This window comes from Clostridium sp. UBA7503 (genome assembly GCF_002477055.1).
GTDB classification, from domain to species: Bacteria; Bacillota; Clostridia; order Clostridiales; family Clostridiaceae; genus Clostridium_J; species Clostridium_J sulfidigenes.
Genome location: NZ_DLNT01000047.1, coordinates 168,325 through 192,003, shown reverse-complemented (window position 1 = coordinate 192,003; position 23,679 = coordinate 168,325). Strand labels below are relative to the sequence as shown.

24 protein-coding genes are annotated in these 23,679 nt (G+C 29.3%); 9 read left to right on the top strand and 15 right to left on the bottom strand.

The genetic code is table 11. The features are described 5' to 3' along the window. Positions 1–5: 5 nt before the first annotated feature. From B3630_RS14655 to B3630_RS14615, 9 genes are all read right to left on the bottom strand, one after another. On the bottom strand, positions 6–146 hold the full coding sequence (locus B3630_RS14655; protein ID WP_346899421.1) for a hypothetical protein: 141 nt from the start codon (positions 144–146) through the stop codon (positions 6–8). Positions 147–210: 64 nt separating this feature from the next. Beyond that, positions 211–894, bottom strand: coding sequence for an amino acid ABC transporter ATP-binding protein (locus B3630_RS14650; RefSeq protein ID WP_346899419.1), 684 nt, complete (start codon positions 892–894; stop codon positions 211–213). A 12-nt stretch (positions 895–906) separates the two neighbouring features. After that, entirely contained in the window at positions 907–1,548 is a 642-nt protein-coding gene (locus B3630_RS14645) for an amino acid ABC transporter permease (RefSeq protein WP_346899417.1), read from the bottom strand. A gap of 12 nt (positions 1,549–1,560) precedes the next feature. Continuing rightward, a complete protein-coding gene (locus B3630_RS14640; protein ID WP_346899415.1) occupies positions 1,561–2,358 on the bottom strand; it encodes an amino acid ABC transporter substrate-binding protein in 798 nt (265 codons plus the stop codon). 150 nt (positions 2,359–2,508) lie between these two features. Beyond that, positions 2,509–3,105 carry an FMN-dependent NADH-azoreductase gene (locus tag B3630_RS14635; RefSeq protein ID WP_346899413.1) on the bottom strand — a complete coding sequence of 199 codons (597 nt, stop codon included), beginning with the start codon at positions 3,103–3,105 and terminating at the stop codon, positions 2,509–2,511. A gap of 85 nt (positions 3,106–3,190) precedes the next feature. Continuing rightward, positions 3,191–3,904 (bottom strand): pirin family protein, encoded by a 714-nt coding sequence (locus tag B3630_RS14630; protein ID WP_346899411.1) that lies wholly within the window; start codon positions 3,902–3,904, stop codon positions 3,191–3,193. A gap of 50 nt (positions 3,905–3,954) precedes the next feature. Continuing rightward, on the bottom strand, positions 3,955–4,398 hold the full coding sequence (locus B3630_RS14625; RefSeq protein WP_346899409.1) for a MarR family transcriptional regulator: 444 nt from the start codon (positions 4,396–4,398) through the stop codon (positions 3,955–3,957). Between the two features lie 103 nt (positions 4,399–4,501). Then, positions 4,502–5,164, bottom strand: a complete 663-nt coding sequence (locus B3630_RS14620; protein ID WP_346899407.1) for a DNA alkylation repair protein — start codon at positions 5,162–5,164, stop codon at positions 4,502–4,504. A 205-nt stretch (positions 5,165–5,369) separates the two neighbouring features. Further along, a complete protein-coding gene (locus B3630_RS14615) occupies positions 5,370–7,097 on the bottom strand; it encodes an oleate hydratase (RefSeq protein WP_346899405.1) in 1,728 nt (575 codons plus the stop codon). A gap of 273 nt (positions 7,098–7,370) precedes the next feature. On the opposite strand from B3630_RS14615, the gene B3630_RS14610 reads away from it, so the two are divergent. After that, positions 7,371–8,570 (top strand): DUF2812 domain-containing protein, encoded by a 1,200-nt coding sequence (locus B3630_RS14610; RefSeq protein WP_346899403.1) that lies wholly within the window; start codon positions 7,371–7,373, stop codon positions 8,568–8,570. 121 nt (positions 8,571–8,691) lie between these two features. Here B3630_RS14610 and B3630_RS14605 read toward each other — a convergent pair whose 3' ends face one another. Then, entirely contained in the window at positions 8,692–9,180 is a 489-nt protein-coding gene (locus B3630_RS14605; protein WP_346899401.1) for a hypothetical protein, read from the bottom strand. A 659-nt stretch (positions 9,181–9,839) separates the two neighbouring features. Here B3630_RS14605 and B3630_RS14600 point away from each other — a divergent pair. Further along, a complete protein-coding gene (locus tag B3630_RS14600; RefSeq protein WP_346899399.1) occupies positions 9,840–10,616 on the top strand; it encodes an SDR family NAD(P)-dependent oxidoreductase in 777 nt (258 codons plus the stop codon). Between the two features lie 86 nt (positions 10,617–10,702). Here the strand turns inward: B3630_RS14600 and B3630_RS14595 are convergent, their stop codons facing one another. The 5 genes from B3630_RS14595 to B3630_RS14575 form a co-directional block, all read right to left on the bottom strand. Further along, entirely contained in the window at positions 10,703–12,103 is a 1,401-nt protein-coding gene (locus tag B3630_RS14595; RefSeq protein WP_346899397.1) for an MATE family efflux transporter, read from the bottom strand. Positions 12,104–12,430: 327 nt separating this feature from the next. Next, positions 12,431–15,754 (bottom strand): DEAD/DEAH box helicase, encoded by a 3,324-nt coding sequence (locus tag B3630_RS14590; protein ID WP_346899395.1) that lies wholly within the window; start codon positions 15,752–15,754, stop codon positions 12,431–12,433. Between the two features lie 216 nt (positions 15,755–15,970). Continuing rightward, positions 15,971–16,612 (bottom strand): hypothetical protein, encoded by a 642-nt coding sequence (locus tag B3630_RS14585; RefSeq protein WP_346899393.1) that lies wholly within the window; start codon positions 16,610–16,612, stop codon positions 15,971–15,973. Positions 16,613–17,016: 404 nt separating this feature from the next. Further along, positions 17,017–17,328: a YbjQ family protein gene (locus B3630_RS14580; RefSeq protein ID WP_346899391.1), complete on the bottom strand. Its 312-nt coding sequence runs from the start codon at positions 17,326–17,328 to the stop codon at positions 17,017–17,019. Further along, positions 17,309–17,533, bottom strand: coding sequence for a hypothetical protein (locus B3630_RS14575; protein ID WP_346886725.1), 225 nt, complete (start codon positions 17,531–17,533; stop codon positions 17,309–17,311). The genes B3630_RS14580 and B3630_RS14575 overlap by 20 nt, the downstream gene beginning before the upstream one ends. 263 nt (positions 17,534–17,796) lie before the next feature. Between B3630_RS14575 and B3630_RS14570 the strand changes: the two genes are divergently transcribed. The 7 genes from B3630_RS14570 (at position 17,797) to B3630_RS14540 (ending at position 23,611) form a co-directional block, all read left to right on the top strand. After that, entirely contained in the window at positions 17,797–18,468 is a 672-nt protein-coding gene (locus B3630_RS14570; protein ID WP_346899463.1) for a DUF969 domain-containing protein, read from the top strand. Positions 18,469–18,482: 14 nt separating this feature from the next. After that, positions 18,483–19,412: a DUF979 domain-containing protein gene (locus tag B3630_RS14565; RefSeq protein ID WP_346899389.1), complete on the top strand. Its 930-nt coding sequence runs from the start codon at positions 18,483–18,485 to the stop codon at positions 19,410–19,412. Between the two features lie 67 nt (positions 19,413–19,479). Further along, on the top strand, positions 19,480–20,124 hold the full coding sequence (pcp, locus tag B3630_RS14560; protein ID WP_346899461.1) for a pyroglutamyl-peptidase I: 645 nt from the start codon (positions 19,480–19,482) through the stop codon (positions 20,122–20,124). After that, a complete protein-coding gene (locus B3630_RS14555; protein ID WP_346899387.1) occupies positions 20,124–20,561 on the top strand; it encodes a gamma-glutamylcyclotransferase family protein in 438 nt (145 codons plus the stop codon). The genes pcp and B3630_RS14555 overlap by 1 nt, the downstream gene beginning before the upstream one ends. Positions 20,562–20,698: 137 nt before the next feature. Beyond that, positions 20,699–20,899 (top strand): hypothetical protein, encoded by a 201-nt coding sequence (locus B3630_RS14550; RefSeq protein WP_346899385.1) that lies wholly within the window; start codon positions 20,699–20,701, stop codon positions 20,897–20,899. Positions 20,900–21,021: 122 nt separating this feature from the next. Then, positions 21,022–21,699, top strand: coding sequence for a Crp/Fnr family transcriptional regulator (locus B3630_RS14545; RefSeq protein ID WP_346870293.1), 678 nt, complete (start codon positions 21,022–21,024; stop codon positions 21,697–21,699). A 208-nt stretch (positions 21,700–21,907) separates the two neighbouring features. Next, positions 21,908–23,611: a tetratricopeptide repeat-containing diguanylate cyclase gene (locus B3630_RS14540; protein WP_346899383.1), complete on the top strand. Its 1,704-nt coding sequence runs from the start codon at positions 21,908–21,910 to the stop codon at positions 23,609–23,611. Positions 23,612–23,679 lie beyond the last annotated feature (68 nt).

Sequence of the window (23,679 nt, the reverse complement as noted above, 5' to 3'; positions counted from 1 at the left end):
TTTATTTAAATTAAATCAGTTGTCTTTTTAATGATATACGCTAATGCATCTAGAATTACAGTGCATACCATTATTGTAAGAATTCCATGAAAAGCTCTAACTTCTACTTTAATTACAGATACAACTTGTACATTACATATTTTCATATCAAACTTTCTCTAATAATAAACAAAATAAGGATAATCTCTTCATAAAGAGATTATCCTCACTTTAAATATACATATGTTCATTTTTTAATACTCCATTATCCATAGATAAAATTCTATCCGCTACTATAGTTGCAAAAGTCATATCATGAGTAATAATTAAAACTGTCATGGCCTTTTCAATACTTAATTTTTTTATAAGATTTGCTACTTCTTCAGTGATGGTTGGATCTAGGGCAGAGGTTGGTTCATCAAAACATATAAGTTTTGGATTCATTGCAAGGGCCCTTCCTATGGCAACTCGCTGTTTTTGTCCCCCCGAAAGTTGAAATGGATAGCTATTTTCTTTATTTGTTAGTCCTAAAAAACCTAATATTTCTTTACCTTTATTTTTAGCTTCTTCAATACTAACTCCCAATACTACCCTTGGAGCTTCTGTGATATTTTCTAAAACATTCATATGTGGGAATAAATTAAAATTTTGAAATACTAGCCCCACATCCATTCTTATTTCCAACCCTTCCTTTCTTTGAGCCTCTTCTCCATCTTTGTATGAATACTTGTTGTTTATTATTATAGAACCCTTATCAGGTTTAGTTAACCCACTTATACACCTAAGAAGGGTGGTTTTACCACCACCAGAAGGTCCTACTATAACAGTGATTTCCCCTTCTTTTATTTCAAGGTTTACACCTTTTAGAATTTTACTATCACCAAAACTTTTTTCTAATCCAATTACTCTAAGCACAATATACCTCCTCTATTGATAGTAGCTATACCTTTTTTCTAACTTTTTAAAGATTTCACCAAATAATGCAATTAAAAGTAAATATATCATTCCTACTATTAAAAGGGGCATAAGAGAAGCTTCTGTATTAGATGCTATTTTCCCAACTTTTAGTAGTTCATCTAATCCAACTACATACACTAAAGCAGTATCCTTTACAAGGGTAATACTCTCATTTGCCAGAGCAGGAAGTATTATCTTAATAGCTTGTGGAAGAATTATTTTAAAAAATATGTATTTTTGAGAAAAGCCAAGAACTTTAGCTCCTTCGTATTGTCCTTCCTCTATAGAAATTATTCCAGCTCTAAATATTTCTGCAAAATATGCTGCATAATTAAGAGTAAATGCTAATATAGCAGCGGAAAATCTGTTAAAGGTTATCCCAATAATAGGTAAACCAAAAAATATAAATACAACTTGTAGGAGTAGAGGGGTTCCTCTCATAATTAAAATGTACCCCCTTGTTATTTTGTTCAATATTTTATTTTTAGATAATCGTCCCTGTGCAACTAGTATTCCAAGAGGTATTGATATTACAAGTGTTAATATAAATACCTCAATGGTTACTTTTAATCCTTGGAATACTTGTGGTACTAGGGTAATCAAATTATTCATATAAATACACTCCTATTTAATTATGTCTTGTCCAAACCACTTTTCAGAAACTTTCTTGGCTGTACCATCTTTTTTTATATCATCAAAGGCTTGATTAAGCTTCTCAAGCAATTCTTCATCACCTTTTCGTATACCAACACCATAAGATTCATCTCCAAAATCATCATTTAATATTTTATATTTACCTTCACCTTTTTTGTTTATATAATATCTTGCTAAAATCTCATCAGCTACAACAGCATCTATTCTTCTTGATTCTAAATCCATTAATGCTTCATTATTTGTTTCAAAGGTATAAACCTTACCATCCTTAAAGGTTTTTAAAAGTTCCTCTTCCTTGTTTATTGCATCTACTGCACTAGACTGATTTTGTGCTCCAACATTCATACCTTTTAAATCAACTTTACCGTTTATTTTTGAATTTGCTAAAGTTATTATAACTTGTCTATTTTCCAGATATGGATTTGTAAAATTCACCTTTTCTTTTCTTTCTTTGGTTATACTATAACCATTCCATATAAGATCTATTTTTCTTGAGTTAAGCTCTGATTCTTTCATAGACCAATCAATAGGCTGAAAAGTTACTTGTTTACCTATTCTTTTTAATACTTCCTTTGCAAGATCAATATCAAATCCTACTATTTCTCCATTATTATCTTTAAATCCCATAGGAACAAAGGTATCATCAAAACCAATTATAAGTGTTTCCTTATCCATTACATCCTTTGACTTATTGTTACATCCTACTACTAATAATGCCATTACTACAATAATTACAGAGATTATTACACATCTTAATATTTTACTCATTTGCTTATCTCCCCACTTATTTATTAATTTGTTACTTTATTACTTTACCACGGTATAGCAATAAAGTAAATACATTTCATATTTTTTATTAATATATAAGCCATATAAAAAAGCCATAAAACTAATTATGGCTTTTTAACACATATAATTTTAAAACAACCTAGCAATATCCTCAGATACTTTTATTCCTTGTTCAACTTTCCCTTGAACATCTGCTCCAATGACATCTAAACCTTCTACAGCAATAGTCTTGATATCTTGAATTCCAAAGAATCCTAGGATTGTTCTTAAATATTTATCCCCCATTTCATATGGTGCATCCCCATATTCTCCTCCTCTAGATACAATGTGTACAGCCTTTTTATCCTTTAGTAGTCCAACTGGCCCTTCTGCTGTGTACTTAAATGTTATCCCTGTAACACTTACATAATCTATATACGCTTTTAAAATTGCAGGAATACTTAAATTCCACATCGGTGCTGAAATTATATATTTATCTGCTTCTGCAAATTGATATGCATATTTCAATATTGGGTTATTCCTACTTTCTTCATTTTTAGCCCCAAATATTTCTCCTAAATCCTCTGGTTTTAGAAAATCTATATTTTCTTTATATAAATCTAAAGTAATTATTTCATCATTAGGATTATTACTTCTATACTCCTCTATAAAACTATCTGATACCTTAAAAGTTCTTGATTCTCCTGCCTTCTTAATATTTGCTTTAATGTATAATACTTTACTCATATCTATCTCTCCTTTTTCTACCTTTTATGTAGCATTACGCAACACATAATTTTATTTACTATTCTTAAATTTTATATTGTGATTATCATATATATATTGCTTCTGTTTTATTCATTTCTATTATTATTAAATGTGAGTTTTCATTAGCTTTAATTTCAATGTTTTCTTCAACTATTTCTAAGGCATCTTGTTCATTTAAATGTATACTATTAATTTCTGAGTTACCTTCAATTTGTACTAAGTATGCCTGCCTTCCTTTATTTACCTTAAAGGATGTCTCTCTATCCCTTTCTAAATAAGTTGTATATACATTTATATCTTGATGAACAGTTATAGGCACATCCTTTGAAGTGCCAGATACCATTTGAAGCCAATTGTTAGTTCTATCTTTCCAATTAAATTTATAATCTCCATAATTAGGTTTATATCCTTTCTCATCAGGCATAATCCACATTTGAAGAATCCTTAAATCCTCATTGCTACGATTAAATTCACTATGGTACACTCCTGTACCAGCACTCATATATTGCATTTGACCTCTCTCTAAGCTCCTAGTATTCCCCATACTGTCTCCATGAGTTAATTCTCCTCTTACAATATAAGTTATAATCTCCATGTCATTATGAGGATGAGTGTCAAATCCTGAATTCGCCTTCATAACCTCATCATTTAGTACCCTAAGCACACCAAAATTAATATTTGTTGGTTTAAAATACTCTGCAAAAGAAAAATGAAAATTCCCTTTTAACCATCCATAGTTACTTTTCCCCATGTTATTACTGTCTATTCTCTTTAACATAACAACCTCCTTTTTATCACTAACTAGTGATATATTTTTATAAAAACTCTTTATAAGTTTTTAAATTTCTTTAATATATTTTTTAACATAATTTTTTCTTCATCCGTTAGAACACTAAAAATCCTACTAATATTTTTAATATGCTTTGGAAAAATGTCTTCAATAATTTTTCTTCCTTTATCTGTTATAGAGATTATAGCAACTCTTTTATCTTTTGGATCTATAATCTTTTTTACTAATCCTTCCTTCTCTAAATTTTTTATAACTACAGTTATATTACCAGAAGTAGTTAATATTTTTTCTATTAACTCATGTATTTTTAAGTTTCCCTTATTGTATAAGGCCTCTAAAACTCCAAACTGAGTAACTGTAAGCCCAGTTTCCTTTATAGTTTGAAATTCCCTTTTATGAATTTCATGCTCTGCTCTAGTAAATACGACTAAAGTTGATAGGTCTAAGTTATTTTCTTTAATTAATTTCTTTATATCTTTCATAATTTAAACTTATCACTAATTAGTGATAATGTCAATAAATAAAAATATGATTTTAAAATTTATATTTTAATGATAATAACCTTATAGATAATAGTAATATATATTAACTCGTCATCAATCTTCTTCTAGTTTCTTCATCAACCTTCTCTAAAGCATACCTAAAAGCTACTCGGGGCATAATATTTTTATTCTTTAATAAGTACTCATATACCTTATCTCGTTCAAACTGTGACAGCACTTTTAACATCCAACCATACCCTTTCAATACGAGGTGATGTTCATCTTTCATTAGCATATCTGAAATTAGGTAAGGATTGATTCCATGATACTTATTTTTTTTAATAGGATAAATTAAGATAACAGCTGCTGCACGTCTCACAAAAAAATTTGTATGATTTGTCCAAATTATCACGTATTTAAATAGCTCATTATTTTGACTTAATAATTCTCCAAAGGCATGGGTGCAAAAATCATCACAATCCCCCCAGCCTGTAACATACTTCTTTAACCAACTTTCAAATACAAAAAATGTGTCAGTATTATACTGATTCCTAACTCTATAAGCCCAATCATATGCAATAACCCCTAATTCCCATTTATGTTCATCAAGTAACTGTTCACATATATTAAAAATATTATCAATACTTTTATCTTCTATAGTTTTATATAGCTTTGATGAAAATGCTCTAACTTTACTGGTAGTTAGACCATTTTCTTTTGATGACCCTTTAAAATAATACTTTGCTATTAAAATAATATTATTCACTCATATCACTACTTTCATATAAAATAAATTCTCTCTTCCCAAACTCATTCCTTTATTTTATTGTATAGGATATTAATACCATATTCAAATATAAATATACTAAAATAAAAAACTAGTAGCTTCAGCACAAATGAAGCTACTAGTTTTTTTAACTTAGTGGAAGTTTTTATCCATAATAACCATTAATGGACTATGGATAATCTGTTTATCTATAAGAAGTTTTTAAAGCTTCTTTTAGTATCCTAGGATTCTTTTTATATGGAGTTACAGGACAGATTTTCTTATTCTTCACTTTGAATAAAGTATATACTGCAATTTTTGCTGCACGTACTGAATATTCTTCAGTGAATACCATGTCCTCTGGTATTTCAACAAATTGACTAATCATAGCAAAATTAGTTGATCCTTCTGGTACAACCTTTGGTCGATCAGACATCTTATGAGGTTGGAATTGAGAATCTATATAAGGCATCATGCATGGAATAACATTCACCACATCTTCCATAATTTCATCTATCTGATCTTCTAAATGTAAATGATGTAAAAGTTCTATTAACATTTCTTCACCAGTACAGTCTCGCATTGGTTTCTTTACATAATCTCCAACTTTATCTGTATATAACCCATAACCCCAGAAAATAGTTGTATCCATTGTTTGAGCTTTAAAGTGTGGTTGAGCTGCAACTACAATACTCATTAACCAATTAGAATCTTTAAAAGTCATCAAAGCACCACTACCTGGAATATTAGTAGAAATCTGCTCTATTAATTTTAATAGTTTATTTCCTTTACAAGTTACAGTGAAGCTTTCCCAGTTAGTTTCATCTGGATGATTAAAGAAAGGATCTGGATTACCAAGTCCTGGTTTTTTATTAGCAACTTTTTTCCAAAGCTCACCTGAGATTGGAGCACTAGGATCAAAAGCTGCCGGTGTATGAAGATCACCTAAAGTTGCGCTATCAGTCATACAACCATTAGTCATGATACAAACATCACCTTCATTTAATTCAACAACTCTTTCTCCATTTCTATCTTCTACATGGATAGCTGTTACTGTAATCTCATTACCTGGTTTAAAATCTAAATCTGTTACCGTTGCATTTATACTAAAATCAACTCCATGTTCATCTAGATATGCCTTTATCGGTAAAATAACAGATTCATATTGGTTATAAGGTGTACGTGTAACCCCTTCTAGTGTTTCTATCCGAGAGAATTCAAAAATCATACGATTCATATAACGCTTTAATTCAAAAAGACTAGACCACTTTTGGAAAGCAAAGGTTGTTTGCCACATATACCAGAAGTTAGTCTCAAAAAAATGAGGGGTATGACTAAACCATTGCTCTATAGTCATATCATCTAAACTTTCTTCTGGAGTAATCATTAATTTACCAAGAGCCATACGATCTTCATTGTTGAATCCCATGCTTTTTACATCTTGAATTACACCATACTTATCTACTAAGCGAGCTTGAGCATGAGTTGGATGTAAATGGTCAAAGTTAAGTATTTCTTCTGTAACACTTTTACCTACCATATCTAAAGATGGAATACTTGAAAATAGTTCCCAAAAATTTTCATAAGTTTCTTCATTTAGCATTCTCCCGCCACGACATAGGAAACCATTTTGTACATCCCCAGCGCCATCATTGCTACCACCAAGAATTTGCATTCCCTCTATAATATGAATGTTTTCACCTTTAAAATTACAGTCTCTTACAAGATAAGCTGCTCCTGCTAAAGAACCCAAACCTCCTCCAACAAAGTAAACTTGTTTCCCTGAATGATCTATATATTCAATTTCCGTCTCTTGACTTTGTGATTTGTTCTTAAGTTTTTTAGCTCCTAAAGTAGCTATTGTTGCTGCCCCTGCTATAGCTCCTATAGCCACTAAAGGATTTATGCTACTTTTATTTGATTTTTTACTCATAATAATTACCTCAACTTTCTAGTTAAATTAATTAATGAAGATTGCTTATTTATTATTATAGTTTAATACAATTAAAATGTAATTATACAGATTTACTTATTTGTCTAAAAAAGTATTAAGAAATTTAAAATAATAAATGTACATTTCATAAACTCATAATTTTTAAGAATATTAATACACTTTCATTAACTTTAGATTAACTTCTATGAAATTTACTGGTATAATTTATTTAATATGTAATATCTTATTGATACTTATTAGGAGGATTTAATTTTGAGTAAATCTGTTTATAAATTTAAACCTGGCTCTCCTTGGAAAATTGGTGTTACCGAAAGCTGGCTTAATTCCATGGCTAAAAAAGGACTTTTCATAGAAAAAATAGGCAAATATTTCGCTAAATTTAATAAAGATGAACCTAGGGATATGTACTATAGAATAGAAATGTCTAAGGAAAAGGATGAATTGGGCGAAGAACAAACTAAAATGTATAAAGCTCGTGGATGGGAATATGTTACAAACTATAACAATTTTCATATTTTCTCATCACCCTATGAATTCAATACCACAGAGGTTCATATTATCCCTGAAGAATATGCACAGCTATTAAAACCCTTTTATAAAAAAGCTTTAATACAACTTCTTATTTCTTTTGCAATTCTATTTGCATTTTATGCAGTCATCCCTATGTTTATTGATAAAAGATACGTTAGTGTTTTAGTAAATATGAGTTTTCTAGAACTTCTTTCCCAATTAATAATTATTTCAACCTTTATTAATGGATTGTTTGAAATTATATATATAGGCAAACTTAGAAAGTGCCTTTTACAAGGAACCTCTGTGGATCATAATGCACCTTGGAAGTCTAATTATATAGTATCTATTTTTATTAGTTCTTGTCTAATTCTACTTTCAATAACTTTAGTAGTTTTAACCTTCACATCATTGTTTACAGGTTATAATGATGAAAAAGCTATTCCTGATAATACCACTTCCATGGCAATTATAAGACTAAAGGAAATAGAAGACTCAGAAACTTTAGAAGAAACTCCAATTTCCACTTCTGGGGAAGTTAATTATGATCGTCGCTATAATTTGAAAAAAACCTTTTTTGCGCCATTAAAGTATACTAGTTTTGAATTAGGCACTATAATGACTAATCCTACTACACCCTATTTAAAATCGCATGATGCTATAGTAAATAATGAAGTATATCAAGTAAGATTTAAATCTATGTCAAAAAAACTCCTCTTAGAATTATGGAAGGATAGTGAGGACTCAAGATCAGATGATACTAAGCCTCCTATTTTACATGATGATGAGCTAGATCTTTTAATTGTTCAAGAAACAAGTGATGGATACGAAATCTATGCTTGCAAAGGAAAAGGTGTTATGCGTGTAATATATACTGGTAAAGAAGATGTGAATAAGATAATACCATTAATAAGACAAAAGGTTTCTTTAATATCAGAATAGAATTTATATAACAAATTTTCTATGTTAAAATAGCTTTAATAATATAAATAAGGACTATATGGAAATTAATTAAGATTTTTAACTTAATTATTCTCATATGGCCCTTATAAACGATTTAATACTAATCATTATCTACTTTTCTTATCTTAACCTGTTCATCCTCTTCAGTTTTAATTGAAATTTCAATCTTTCCCTTTGCTTTATTTCCTACAAATTTAAATCTATATTTTCCCTCTGTTAATTTTATTGTTCTTTCCCCTGTTTCAGTGCCTACTAGTATATCCTCCACCTGTTTTTCTGGACTAATTAAAACTCCTTTAAAATCACCAGTCTCAACCTTCGAATTATATTTAATGGTAATTTCACTTTGCCCCTCTGATTCTATATTCCAAACTGTGTCTGATCCTGAAAACTTCCCATATTTAACGGTAATTTCATTTTTAGAACCCGATTCATTCCTACCTACATAACTATAGCTATCTCCATCTTTTGCAATTCTTTCATTATTATCATAGATATCTGCTTTCCCTGTATCCAATGTACACCCACTAAAAGTATATAATAATAACATTAAGCATATTCCTAAAAGAATTTTAATTTTAAATTTCAATTCTACTCCTCCTTATAATATCTTCACTACTTTAATATATTAATTATAGTTTCGTTATAACACAATTATCATTTATTTAGAGAACGATTATTTCTCTACCTTATAAATTAGTCTTGGAATTTTACGTCCTATCTTCACAATATATTCTATCTCTCCTTTTTTTATAGCACCCATCTTTATATAAAAATTTATAGCTTCTGGACTTGTTACTATTTCAAGTTCTTTTATGTTAAGACTCTTAGCATTCTCAATTGCATGATTCCATAATAACTTTCTACACCTTTTTCCTATATAATCAGAATTAATGAAAAAATACTCTAACTACATTTCACCTACATTTATTAAAATACTAGCTTCTCCTACTTTAGCTCTACGAATATTAATCATTCTTCCTCAAAACTAACTCCTTACACTTAAGAGTATATTAAAATTATAGAATATTTTGTATTATAAATCTACAACTGAATACCAATTAATCTCTTAGACTAATATAATACTAAATGTAATTTAGCATTATATTTATTTGTTAAATAATTAATTAATTTACAATATATTATATTTATGCTACTATATTATTATAGCAAGTAAATGTCAATTAATAATATTTGTTTATTAATAGCATTTACAAGAAATTTATATTTTAGAAAGGATTTGATGTTATGAACAATTTATTCAATCTTACTAATAAAGTTGCTATAGTTACAGGTGCTTCTAGTGGACTAGGAGCTGATGCCGCTAGAGCTTATGCTGAATATGGTGCTAGTGTTGCACTACTTGCAAGAAGAAAAGATAAACTTGATAATGTAGTTAAAGAAATTCAAAATAATGGTGGAAAAGCTCTAGCTGTTCAATGTGATGTTGCTAATGAAGATAGTGTTAAAGCAGCAATAGACGAGGTTATAAAGTACTTTGGACAAATTGATATTCTTCTTAATAACGCAGGAGTTGCAACTGCAGGTTCTGTTGAAAATATGTCTGTTGAAGCTTGGGATAAAGTTATGGACATTAACGTTAAGGGAATTTTCTTAATGAGTAAATATGTAGTTCCTCATATGAGAGACAGGAAATATGGCAAAATTGTTAACATAGCTTCTATAAATGCTGTTATTGCAGACAAAGATCCTTCTCTTTTCCGTCACTCCTACAATACTTCTAAAGCAGCTGTTAGAGGCTTAACTATGGGTATGGCTGCAAGCTATATGCAAGATAATATTACAGTTAATTCTATAGGTCCTGGCCTTTTTGAATCTGAGATGACAGAAAATACTCTTTTTAATCATGAGCCTTTTCTTAGAGCTTACAATGCTATTTCCCCTGCCGGAAGGCCAGGTAAAAAAGGTGAACTTAATGGAACAATTATTTATCTATCATCAGATGCTTCTAGCTACGTAACTTCTCAACATATTCTTGTTGAAGGTGGTATTTCTATAGTTTAAAAGCTATATGACATATAATTAAAATATAAAAAACTGTTAACATACTATTATGCTAACAGTTTTTTCATTTATATAAATTAACAAACTTAAATGGCCTCTCCCATAACTTCTCCATCTTCTACGTTAGGATCATCTAACTTCTTTATTTCATGCTTAAAGATAAAGTTAGTGATTATAACAGATATAAAATCACTAGTTGGTCCTGCCAACCATACTCCTGTTAATCCAAGAGTTTCTCCATTAGGAAGTGGTATCAAAGGAAGAATTATAATGCATGGTATTAAAAGTATTACTTGTCTTAATAAACTTAAAAACATGGATTTCTTAGCTTTTCCAATACAAGAGAAATAATTAGTTCTTATTATCTGCGGTCCTACAAAAATAATCATAGAAAGGAAAATTCTCATTCCATACTTTGTTATTGAAAGTAGATGTGGATCTGAGTTAAATGATTTTATTAAAACTCCTGGAATAAGTTCTACCATTAAAAATCCTATGGTAGCAATAATTAAAGCTGCTATTTGAGGATACTTTATAGCCTCCTTAACTCTATCATATTTTTTAGCTCCATAATTATATCCAATAATAGGCTGTACTCCTTGATTTAATCCAAAAATCGGCATAAGGATTATCATAGTTATGCTACTTATTATAGTCATTGCTCCTATGGCTAAATCTCCACCATAACTCCTTAAAGCATTGTTTGATATTACTTGAACTATACTTGCAGCAATTTGCATACTAAATGGCGACATACCTATAGCAAATATAGCTAGTATCAACTTCTTTTCTAGCTTAAAGTTTTTAACTTTAACTCTAAGATTAGCATTTCCCCTTAAAAAGAAACTTACCCCCCATATAGCTGAAGCGATTTGGGCTATTACTGTGGCTATAGCTCCTCCTTTAACTCCCATTCCTAATAAAAATATAAATATTGGGTCAAGAATTATATTTGTAATCGCACCTATAAGCATAGATGTCATGGCTATATTAGGACTACCACTGGCTCTTATGGTATGGTTAAGTCCAAAACTTAACATGTTAAATATAGTACCTATAAATATAATTTGCATGTATTCTTCAGCATATACTAGGGTGTTTGAACTAGCTCCAAACATTCTTAGTATATCCTTTCCCCAAATTAATCCTATAGCTGTTATAGCTAAACTAATGATTATAATTAAAGTAAAAGCATTTCCTAGAATCTTCTCTGCTTCTTCTTTCTTATTTTGTCCTAATCTAATTGAAATAGTAGTAGCAGTACCTATTCCAACTAACATACCAAAGCCTAATATAATAGTTGATATTGGCATAGTTACTCCAATACCTGTAATTGCTAAATTTCCTACCTCTGGAATATGTCCTATAAACATTCTATCTATAATATTATATAGTGCGTTAACCAACATCCCAATGATGGCTGGTATAGAAAACTTAAGTAATAATTTTGTGATTTTTTCTTCACCTAGTGCATTTTGTCTACCCATGTAGTATCTCCCTCCTAAATTAAATTGTCTATTTAAGTACTAATGCAAGGTTAGAAAAATCTTAACCTTGCAAAAATACCTCTTAATATATTTATTACATAACATATAATTATGGCTAAGATAATTCTTAACCTTTAAATTCTCATATTGTAAACTTTAAGTACCTTATATCTAAATACTATTCTTCACAATATAATTATACTTCATATCCCTTATATTTTCAATGACTTACTTCGAAAACCTAAAAATTCCATTGTCTAAATATAATTAATTGGTAATTATCTTCTTAAAATACGCTGTAGTAAACACTTTTCAGATAGAGTTTTATTATGAAAATAACTCTTCTAGTTCCTTTTTATTCATAGAAGATAAGGTTAATTCCGTATGTTCTTCTCCATCTATTACTTTATCTATGATTTCTTTTTTCTTTTCTTGTATATTGTAAATTTTCTCCTCTATAGTTCCCTTGGCTATAAGTTTTATTACCTCCACAGTATTTATTTGTCCAATTCTATGTGCTCTATCCTCAGCCTGTTCTTCCACAGCTGGATTCCACCATGGATCAAAATGTATTACCATATCAGCTGATGTAAGATTAAGTCCTGTTCCCCCAGCCTTTAAAGAAATTAAAAATACTGATGGTTCCCCATCATTAAACTCTTTAACTAAGTTCATTCTATCTTTAGATGGAACAGAACCATCTAAATACATAGTGTTTATACCCTTTTTATTTAACTTTTCTCTTATACTCCCTAGAATTGTAGTAAACTGAGAAAATAATAGTACCTTATGATTGTTCTCTAAAGCTTCTTCCAAAATGTCATAAAGAGCGTGATACTTTCCACTATCACCTTTATAATTTTCTATAAATGAAGCGGGATCACAACAGATTTGTCTAAGTCTAGTAATAAGCGATAATATCTTCATCCTACTTTTGTTAAAGCCTTTTTCCTTTATTTCTTGCTCCATCTCTTCTTTATAGGCATCTACATAAGAATAGTATAGTTTTTTCTGCTCTGAAGTCATGTCCACCACTATTTTATGTTCTATCTTTGGTGGTAGTTCAAGAGCTACATCCCTTTTAAATCTTCTTAAAATAAATGGTTTTATAAGCTTCAATAATTCTTCTAAAGCTTTATCATTCTTTTCTTTTACTATAGGCAATTCAAAGTTTTTATTAAACTTTCCATGGGTTTTTAAATATCCTGGCATTATAAAATCAAAAATAGACCAAAGTTCTGTAAGTGAGTTCTCTATTGGTGTTCCTGTCATAGCAAATTTACTCTTAGCTTGAATTGACTTCACAGATTCTGCATTTAAAGATGTTGGATTCTTAATATATTGTGCTTCATCGATAATACAAATATCAAATTTCATCCTCTCATAATATTCAAAATCCCTTCTTATTAATGCATAAGATGTAATTATTACATCGTACTCCTCAATATTTTCTATTAATATTTCTCGCTCTGCTTTACTTCCACTTACTGCTACAATCCTTAGGTCCTTAGAAAATTTTTCAAATTCCATAACCCAGTTATAAACTAATGAAGTAGGACATACAATTAGTGCCTTATTTTTCAAATTTCCTTCTAATTTTTCTGAATTTATAAATGTTATAGCTTGAAGGGTTTTACCAAGTCCCATTTCATCTCCTAGAATTCCACCAAATCCGCATTTAGATAAGGTTTTAAACCACTTAAATCCAATTTCTTGATAAGTTCTTAATACTGCACCTTGTTCTCCTGGAACTCTATATTCATTACTTTTTACATCTTTTATATTATCTATAAGATTTTTAAAACCGCTATTTCTTGTGATAAAATTCAATGCTCCCTTATTAATCTTTTCATCTATATATAAGGATGCATACTTAGGTATTTCTACACTTCCACTAGCTAACTTTGAAATTGATATGTCAAAGTTATCAATAACAGAATAAATATCTATAATTTCACTGCCCTGAAGTGGAATTATAGAACCATTCTTTAGTTTATAGTATTTTTTCTTCTGTTTAATAGAAGTTAAAGTTGCCTTCAATTCTTCTTTAGAAATTCCTTCAACATTGAAATTAAACTCTAAAAGATCTAAATCATTTAATCGAATGCTAGAATTAAAGGATTTAGGCGTTAATATTTTTATCTCCTTAAAGCTATCAGAGTAGTAAATCTCTCCTACCTCAGCTAATTCCTCCACACCATAGGTTAAAAACTCCACTAATTCGTCTTCATCTTCAATATAAAAACTTTTATCTATATTTTTAAATCCAAGTCCATAAAGCTTCTCTATAGTCTTTATTTCCTTCACTAAATCTCTAATAACTATCTCTTCACTAATATCTTCAGATACGCCCACTTCTTTTTCATTTAATAATTGTTGATTTTCTTCTTTGATATTTTCACTTTCATTTTCTAAATTATAATAAAAGCTTTCTTCTCCATAATTAAATTTCACATCACAAGTTACTCTATCTTTATCCTTATCTAAGTAAAATTCTGTTACTAAAGGTTCCTCTTTTATAAGTTCCTTTACACTTTCATCTTTAATAACAATTGGGCTTATACTCTTTAATTTAGGTAGAAGAAAATTCGCCACATCCTTAATACTATTTTTTTTAAAGGATATAGTATTATTTTTTGATTTCGTAAATGCTCTATGAAGTGGGATAAAATCACTTTTTTCCTTTTCAGACAATAGATATAAAGTATTATTTAAATAATAAAGTCCTGTATTCTCACAAATGGCCTGTGAGATTTCACCATTCATATCTATATTTAGATTGTCTCCCTTCATGAACATATAAAAACTAGTAGGCATATTTCCTAATGAAACAGTTATATCTTTATATTGCTCTTCCTTATATTCCAAATTGATGGTATTTCCATTTTTAATGGTTAGAATATTTTTAAGTTGACCTTCTGAAAGAAATACCCTTTTTCCACTAAAGAATATAGAACGATTAGTATATACCCTATTCATTACTTCTAAATTTAAATCATAAACTTCCTTTATAATATTCATGATTTCTTGATCCTTATCTTTAAACATATATTTAGTGTTATTATACTGAAGCTCTTTTCCAAAATTAATAGTTCCACCACTTGTGTACATACACTCCATAAGTTCACGAATATTTTTTACCACATATAATCTGCTGGTTCCTATCTTTAACTCTAAATAAAAACTTTTTTTCTTACTTCCATAGTGCTCATCCTCTACCACTAGGGTAATATTCATATTTAGAGATTCCTTCTCAACTCCTCTAATTGTCTTGTCAAAGGTGCTTTTATAGGTTTCAAGAAGCTCTTCTTCCCCAGACTTAGGAATGTTTATACCCCGTCCTCTTACACCTTCCTTATTTAACTTTATAAGTACAGCTCCTACATGCTTACACATATGATATTGTGCAAAAGCTTCACAACTACAGTTGGGATATAATTTAAAATTTCTATTATTTATAAGTACACTAGTTTTATAATTATTTACATCATAGGCTGACTGTACTATGGCCGTAACTGATAATATATTTATAGAGTTTTCATTGATCCTTATACTTCTAACTTTATTTCTAAGGTACATATCCATGGCTCTATTAAAAATAACATTTCCACATATATCCTTTATCTCTCTCAACTCTAAATCAAACTTCATTCTCACAATTCTCCTAATTAAAATTTCTTCCTTTTTCAATAAATTTATTCTACCTTTTATTATATACCTTTTTCCATCTTTATAGCGCATTTATTTTAAAGTAATTCACCTTTTCTATAATTTCCAACTATAAAAGAAATATGAACTATAAATAATTACATGAAAATGGTGAGCATGAATCTTAATATAATTACATGTTCACCATAAATTTAAGAACTAGTTTAGACCTTTAGTCAAACCAAGATTCACTATATCATTTTCATCTACGTCCTCAGTATTTAACTCAATATATATATTCCATTCTGCCATGTCTGCAGTTCCAATTCCAGGAACCATTCTCTCAATTGCTATAGAAATATTATTGCCCTCTTTAATTACCTTTTTTACTTTATGCCTCACAGATCCACTTGATTCATCTAATGTTACAATAATTAAAGCTTTTTTAGAAAAAAATTCATCATCATATTTACTTGCATCTACGTCACGGGTTTCGTTTACACATGACAGCATGCTTACAGTAAGTCCTTTTACCTTCCCTTCATGCTCCTTCAAACATTCTTTTGATTTGCAAATAGTGATAATAGGATATTTTTTACTTGAATTATAATATGGAGATCTTTCATAACTGTCCTTAAACTCAAGCTCCCTTACAGAATCACTAGGCTTTTTAGTAATCTCCCCTTTATCTTCTGTGCTTGCTGAAATTTCATCATTATCTTGATTTTCTGTATTTCCTACTTCAACACTTTTCTCGTCTTTTTCACTTTCACCTGTATTTATATTATTACACCCCGAAAAAAGTACTACCGTAGTTAAAACTAAAGTAACGCATAACAATTTTAATTTATTCTTTTTCATATATATACCTCCATATTTCATATAAATAGAGTTCTTTGCTTCATATGTAATTTTACCCCATTGAAGTTCACTAACAGACTTCTAAGTATCAGTATTCTTGATACTTAGAAGTCGTTGTTCTTTAGGGTAGATCGTTATCTAAGAACGTATTAACTCTTTACTCATATTCTAAATCTTAATATCTATATCTTAAGAAATATCCTTTATTTATATACGCTTATTTATACAAAAAGATTTAAACTTCTTATTTCTAGGCTCTATTTAAAATTACATAAATATAATATACAAGCTATAAGAATATTAGTAGTCCTACTTTAATATCGTGTTGAAACGTTAATTTTGCCAATAAATAATAAAGACTGAGTCAAAATTTTTTATTTGACTCAGTCTATCTAAGATAATTTTTATTTAAATTTTACTGCAGTTCCATAACAAATAACTTCAGATGTACCATTCATTATTGAGCTTGTTGCATACCTTATATTTACTATAGCATCAGCACCCATAGCCTCTGCTTCGTCAACCATACGCTTTGTAGATATGGCTCTAGCTTCATTCATCATTTCTGTATAACCTTTTATCTCTCCACCTACAACGGTTTTAAGACCACTAAGAATGTCCTTACCTATATTTTTAGACCACACCACTGACCCTTTAACCATTCCTAGCATTTCTAACTCTTTGCCTGCAATGTAATTAGTATTTACTAATATCATTTTCGTCTCCCCCTTTTATTTCCTTTATTCTTTCTATCATATTATAAATAATTGCTCCTCCTATACCTATGGCAATTAAAAGCAAAATTATTGGCAATAACTTTATTCCTTCTGCAAAGGTAACAAATATGATACCTCCAAAATAGAAAATTGCAAATAGGAGCATCAATACTGTTATTACTATTGTAAGTATAATTTTTCCCATACCCTTATCCTCTCTCTAAAAACATACTATAAATATTAATTATTCTATTTTACTAGACTAATATTATCATACTATAACTACTAATACAATATGGATAAAAATAGTTATTCATGCATAATGATTAAACTTTATTTTTATCTAATCAACCTCATCTATACCTAATATTTATCCTTTCTTTGTATACCTGTATACATATTTACTTTTCATAATAGTGTATAATTTAAAAAAAATTATATAAATTTATGGGAGGAAGGATAATAATGATCAAATTAATCGGTATTATAATTGTTATCATTGGTTTTACGTTAAAACTCGATACTATTGCTGTAGTTCTTTCTGCGGGGGTTTTAACAGGGCTCGTTGCTGGTTTGAGCATTAACGAAATATTGACTACTCTAGGACAAACTTTTGTATCTCAAAGAGCCATAACATTATTCATATTAACATTACCTGTAATTGGTATGTGTGAAAGATATGGACTTAAAGAAAGAGCTGCAACTCTTATAAGTAACGCTAAATCTCTTTCTGCTGGAAAGCTTTTAAGTGTTTATGCCCTAGTTAGACAAGTAGCAGCTGCCCTTTCTATTAGAATGAGTGGACATCCTCAATTTGTTAGACCTCTTGTTAATCCTATGGCACAAGGTGCTGCCGTTAGCAACTTTGGAGAAATTAATAAGGAAGATGAAGATAAAATTAAGGCTTCTTCTGCTGCTATGGACAACTATGGTAACTTCTTTGGACAAAACTTATTTATGGCCAGCTCAGGAGTACTTCTAATAACCAGTACACTTCAGGAACAAGGCTATGTAGTAGATGCCCTTGATGTAGCTAAAGCTTCTATCCCAATAGCTGTAATACTATTTATAATGGTATTAGTGCAAAATCATTTGTTAGATAAATCATTAATTAAAAAATATTCTAAAAAAGATAATTAAAGGAGGAATCGTTTATGGATATGGTGGCACTATCAAATTTTTTATTGGAAATCTTTTATGCCTTAGTGGGCTTCCTAATGATTTCCCTAGCAGTCTATACATTTACAAATAAAGATCATAAAGCTAGAATTGGCACTTCAATATTTTGGTCAATTCTAGGTATTATATTCATAGCTGGACCTTATATCCCAGCTAATATAGTTGGGATTTTAATAATAGCCTTAGGTTGCTTGACCGTTTCTAAGCAAGTTAAAATGCTACCTACCAAACCCCTTGATGGAGAGTTTGCTAAAACTCAATCTGGAAAACTTAAAAATAAAGTTTTCTTACCACCTCTAGTAATCGCAATTGTAGCTCTAGGAATAGCACAATTTACTTCTATTAGCGGAACAGCTGCTATTGGTATAGCTGCTGTGATAGCAACTGTAGTAACCTTAATTATCACAAAAGCTAATCCAAAGTTCATTTTAGAGGACGGAGCTAGAATGATTGACTCTGTTGGACCTGTAAGTATCTTGCCTCAACTTCTTACTGCATTAGGCTCACTATTTACAGCTGCTGGAGTTGGTACTGTTATTGCTAATGGTATATCAAGCTTCATACCTGAAGGAAATCTTTTAATTGGAGTAGCTGCTTACTGCATAGGTATGGCTATCTTTACAATGATCATGGGAAATGCCTTTGCTGCATTTGCAGTTATCACTGCTGGTATCGGAATTCCATTTGTATTTGCACAGGGGGCTAATCCAGTAGTTGCTGGCGCCTTAGCTCTTACTGCTGGATATTGTGGAACCCTAATGTCACCAATGGGAGCTAATTTTAATATTATGCCTGCAGCTCTTCTGGAGATAGATGACAAAAATGCAATTATTAAACGTCAATTTCCTGTGGCTATGACACTACTATTATCGCACATAGTTTTAATGTATTTCCTAGCATTTTAAAAGTTTATATAAGATATAACTAAAGGAGGTGAATTTTAATGAAGCTAATGCTTCATTAAATATATATATGAAAGTTTTAATAAGTGGTTTTGATCCCTTTGGAGGAGAACCTATAAATCCAGCTCTTGAAGCAGTAAAATTACTTCCTAATAATATTGCTGGCGTAGAAGTTGTAAAAGTAGAAATTCCTACTGTCTTTAATAAATCAATAGAGGCTCTTGAAAGCTCTATCAAAAATCATAATCCCGATGCAGTTATATGCATCGGACAAGCAGGTGGTAGATTTTCAGTTATGCCAGAGAGAGTTGCTATTAATATAGATGATGCTAGAATTAAAGATAACGAAGGAAATCAACCAATAGATATAAAAATTAAAGATGATGGAGAGAATGCTTATTTCTCTAACTTACCTATAAAAGCAATGGTTAAAAACATGGTAGATAATGGCTATCCTTCTGCAATCTCTAATACTGCTGGAACCTTTGTTTGTAACCACATAATGTATGGATTACTTTATCTTATCGATAAAAAGTACTCTCATATGAAAGGTGGATTTATTCACGTTCCATATATACCAAATCAAGTGGTTACAAAACCAAATACACCTTATATGAATCTTCAAGATATTTCAAAATGTCTTGAGCTTTGTATAGAAGCCCTAGTTAATAATAAAGATAAAGACATTAAAACTATAGGAGGTACAATCTGCTAATGATATACCCAACAGAAGAAAAAAAAGTATTTGTATATGGAAGCTTAAGAGAAGATTTTTTTAACTATGATAAATACTTAAAAAATAAAGTATCTCCAGCTTCTCTAGGCGAAGTAAAGGGAAAGCTTTTTCATCTTTCACACAAGGGATATCCTGCTTTACTAGATGGAGAAGATACTGTTATTGGAGAAATTATGACACTAAAAGATTTTTATGAAGATATAGTTTCCTTAGATCAAATGGAGGGGTTCAGATCCTTTAAAGATATATCAATCAATGAATATACGAGAACTACTATAAATGTCAAAAATCTTGAAACAAAGGCCATTGAAAATTGTTATGTATACAAATACGTAGATGAAAATGATAAAAGTTTTAATTCACATGCAATCTACATTCCTCATGGAGATTGGAAAAAGTATATGAATAGCTTATAATAATATAAATAGAAAAATCTATCATTTATTTGATAGATTTTTTATTGTATTAAACTAAAATTATATTTAAATTTATTGACATATCCATTTCTATTACATAATATATAAAATAATAATTATTTTCTTAAGGTGAATTTATGTATTCTAATCTAAACCCTGAAGAATTAGTTATAGCAGCTGCTATACTATCTATCTATATCGCTAAAAATAGAACTTCTGATGAAGTTAACCTTTTAGGAAATCTTTTTCAAGCTATAGGTACTAACCTCTCAACTTTTGCTTCTGCAACTCCAGAAAATGAAACTAATACTAAAAACGAAAATAATACCAGTGAATAAAATTTAAGTTCAACATAATTTCTATAAAATGAATGGTATATTAGACTTTAGATGTTATTTTATTAAATTTGGTATAAAATATTAACTATTACTCTACTACATTGAAAAGGATGATTTAATATATGTACGAAGAATACTTTAAACACATTCCACAAGAAAAAATGAGAACTTTTTTTCTTGAAGAACTTGCTCCTTTAGGAATTATAAAACATTATAAAAAAAATGACCATATAGATTACTTCCCTGGTGGTAAGCTTTCAATAGTTATTGAAGGGAAAGTAAAAGTTTGTATATATACTAAAAAGGGTCTTGAAAAAATTTTATTTTTTCTAATACCAGGAGAAATATATGGGGAAGAAAGTTTATTTCATCAATCTCATATAGGCATTACTCCAGTTACATTAGAAGATACTTCAATCTCATTTATTGATAATGAAACTTTATATAATTATTTAAATGATAAGCCTAAAAATTATGAGTATTTTATTCAAAGCATATTAAGAAAATATCAAATTTCTTTATTTCAGATGGGAGACCTTTTAAAGAGATCACCACGAGCTCAAATTTGCTCTGCTCTTTGTAGAATTGTTGCTCAAACTATAAATAATTACTCTAAATGTAATGATCCAATTGAATTAAGTCTCCCACTTACTCATGAAGGACTAGGAAATTTAATCGGTTGCTCTAGAGTTACCGTTACTAGAGTTCTTAATGAGTTAAAATCCCAAGGAATATTAGCAAGTACATCTAAAAAAATAGTTATTCTAGACTTTGAAAGATTAAAAAAATATTGTGATTAATACCAAATAAACTAAATTCAACATATAATTATTTTTAGATTTAAATTACTTAAATTTTTAAGTAATTTATATATATTATATTATTTTTCATCTAATTTTATGTTATTATATTATTGTAACCACAAGGTTAAAAATGCATTTGTTACTCAGTTATAAGTTTAAATTCAAATTATAATTAAACTATTCTAAGAAAAGTAGGTTGTTTAGTATGAATAATAACTCAAAAGAACTTTTTAAACTTATTGATGATGGAAAAACTATTGTACATAGCGATCCTAGAAAAGCTTATGAAATAACAAAAGAAGCATTTAAATTAGCTGAAGCATTTAATAATAAATCTGCAATGGGCTATTGCTTTATTAATTTTGCCTTAACTTACAGGTCACTATCAAATTTTGCCAACTGGGTAGAATATGGTCATCATGCTCTAGATATATTTATGGAATTAAATGAAGAGGAAGGCATTGTTGTAGCTTTAAATCTTTTAAGTTGCGCATATTTTCACGTTGGACTTTATGAGGATTCTTTAATAAATTGTCTTAGAGTTCTAGATTTGTGTATTGATGATAAACATAGCTTTATTCATACATGTTCCCTTAATAACATGGCAGAGATTCACAGGATAACTACCCAATATAATAAAGCCTTGAAATATTATGAGAAAGCTTTAGCTAAAGCTAAAAAGTTTAATTATACTTCACTCTCTGCATCTATTTTATTTAATATAGGACAAGTTCTTCTTGAGAAGAATAATTACCATAAAGCTTTAAAAACATTTTTTGAAAGCTATGATATAGCTATTGAATTTAATAACTTTATACTTCTAGGTGAAATAGAAAATAACATTGGTTTCATTCACTTTAAAAATAAAGAGTTTGATAAAGCCATGGAATACTATAATAAATCCTTAGAACACTTAGAAACCATTAGCAACAAATTCTATATCATAGATTTATACTTTAACATTGGTTTTTTAAAGCTTTCTACTTCTTCTAATTATGCTCTAGAATATTTAAATAAAGCTATACATTGTGCTGAGGAGCTTAATTCCAAACATAAGCTTAGCAAAATACATTTGGAGCTTTCTAAATACTACGAATCATTAGGAGATTTTAAAACGGCCTTAGAATATTACAGACAGTACCACCTTTCAGAGGAAGAAGTTTCTTCATCTACCATGAAATCTAAACTAGAAATTATAAGAATTCAATGTAATCATGCTATAGAAGCTGAAGAATTAGAACAAATTAAAATAATAAATCAAAAACTAGAAATGGAAATAGAATCCCAAAATAAAAGGCTACAATATATGAAAAATGAGAATAAGAATTTACGGTTTAAAGCATTGAAAGATTCTCTTACTAAAATTTCAAATAGACATGCCATTGACCAAATGTTTAGTAGACTATGGAAATATTCTAAACTCAATAAAAATAATATGATTTTATTTATGATAGATGTGGATAACTTTAAATTATATAATGATTATTGGGGACATATGCATGGTGATAAATGTCTTGCCAGTATTGCTCAATGTTTAAAAGGCATTTCTACCTCCCGTCACGATTTTTGTGGTAGATATGGTGGAGAAGAATTTATATATCTTGCTGAGGATTTAACCTATGATGAAGCTATTTACCTAGGTAATCTAATCAGTTCTAAAGTTAAGAACTTAAAAATAAAATCTACTAATGATAATGGTAGTTCTGTAATTACTGTTAGTATTGGTGGGGTCTATGGAAACCTTTCCTCTCTTAGGTCAACTGACTATATGATTGAAATTGCAGACAAACAATTATATATCTCTAAAGAATCTGGAAGAGATAAAGTTACATTAATAAATACCTTAAAAGATGAATTGACGCTAAATTCAATAGATTCAGTTAACTTAGTAGCTGCAGATATATATTAATAATTTAAATTTTAAAACAGTTATTACTTTATTATTAATTATATTATTCAAGTTATTAAACATAAAAA

Bases quoted from the DNA above. Each gene is read 5' to 3' on its own strand.
- B3630_RS14655 (WP_346899421.1), bottom strand. From the start codon at position 146: ATGAAAATATGTAATGTACAAGTTGTATCTGTAATTAAAGTAGAAGTT.
- B3630_RS14645 (WP_346899417.1), bottom strand. From the start codon at position 1,548: ATGAATAATTTGATTACCCTAGTACCACAAGTATTCCAAGGATTAAAA.
- B3630_RS14640 (WP_346899415.1), bottom strand. From the start codon at position 2,358: ATGAGTAAAATATTAAGATGTGTAATAATCTCTGTAATTATTGTAGTA.
- B3630_RS14635 (WP_346899413.1), bottom strand. From the start codon at position 3,105: ATGAGTAAAGTATTATACATTAAAGCAAATATTAAGAAGGCAGGAGAA.
- B3630_RS14630 (WP_346899411.1), bottom strand. From the start codon at position 3,904: ATGTTAAAGAGAATAGACAGTAATAACATGGGGAAAAGTAACTATGGA.
- B3630_RS14625 (WP_346899409.1), bottom strand. From the start codon at position 4,398: ATGAAAGATATAAAGAAATTAATTAAAGAAAATAACTTAGACCTATCA.
- B3630_RS14615 (WP_346899405.1), bottom strand. From the start codon at position 7,097: ATGAGTAAAAAATCAAATAAAAGTAGCATAAATCCTTTAGTGGCTATA.
- B3630_RS14600 (WP_346899399.1), top strand. From the start codon at position 9,840: ATGAACAATTTATTCAATCTTACTAATAAAGTTGCTATAGTTACAGGT.
- B3630_RS14595 (WP_346899397.1), bottom strand. From the start codon at position 12,103: ATGGGTAGACAAAATGCACTAGGTGAAGAAAAAATCACAAAATTATTA.
- B3630_RS14590 (WP_346899395.1), bottom strand. From the start codon at position 15,754: ATGAAGTTTGATTTAGAGTTGAGAGAGATAAAGGATATATGTGGAAAT.
- B3630_RS14585 (WP_346899393.1), bottom strand. From the start codon at position 16,612: ATGAAAAAGAATAAATTAAAATTGTTATGCGTTACTTTAGTTTTAACT.
- B3630_RS14580 (WP_346899391.1), bottom strand. From the start codon at position 17,328: ATGATATTAGTAAATACTAATTACATTGCAGGCAAAGAGTTAGAAATG.
- B3630_RS14575 (WP_346886725.1), bottom strand. From the start codon at position 17,533: ATGGGAAAAATTATACTTACAATAGTAATAACAGTATTGATGCTCCTA.
- B3630_RS14565 (WP_346899389.1), top strand. From the start codon at position 18,483: ATGGATATGGTGGCACTATCAAATTTTTTATTGGAAATCTTTTATGCC.
- pcp (WP_346899461.1), top strand. From the start codon at position 19,480: ATGAAAGTTTTAATAAGTGGTTTTGATCCCTTTGGAGGAGAACCTATA.
- B3630_RS14555 (WP_346899387.1), top strand. From the start codon at position 20,124: ATGATATACCCAACAGAAGAAAAAAAAGTATTTGTATATGGAAGCTTA.
- B3630_RS14550 (WP_346899385.1), top strand. From the start codon at position 20,699: ATGTATTCTAATCTAAACCCTGAAGAATTAGTTATAGCAGCTGCTATA.
- B3630_RS14545 (WP_346870293.1), top strand. From the start codon at position 21,022: ATGTACGAAGAATACTTTAAACACATTCCACAAGAAAAAATGAGAACT.
- B3630_RS14540 (WP_346899383.1), top strand. From the start codon at position 21,908: ATGAATAATAACTCAAAAGAACTTTTTAAACTTATTGATGATGGAAAA.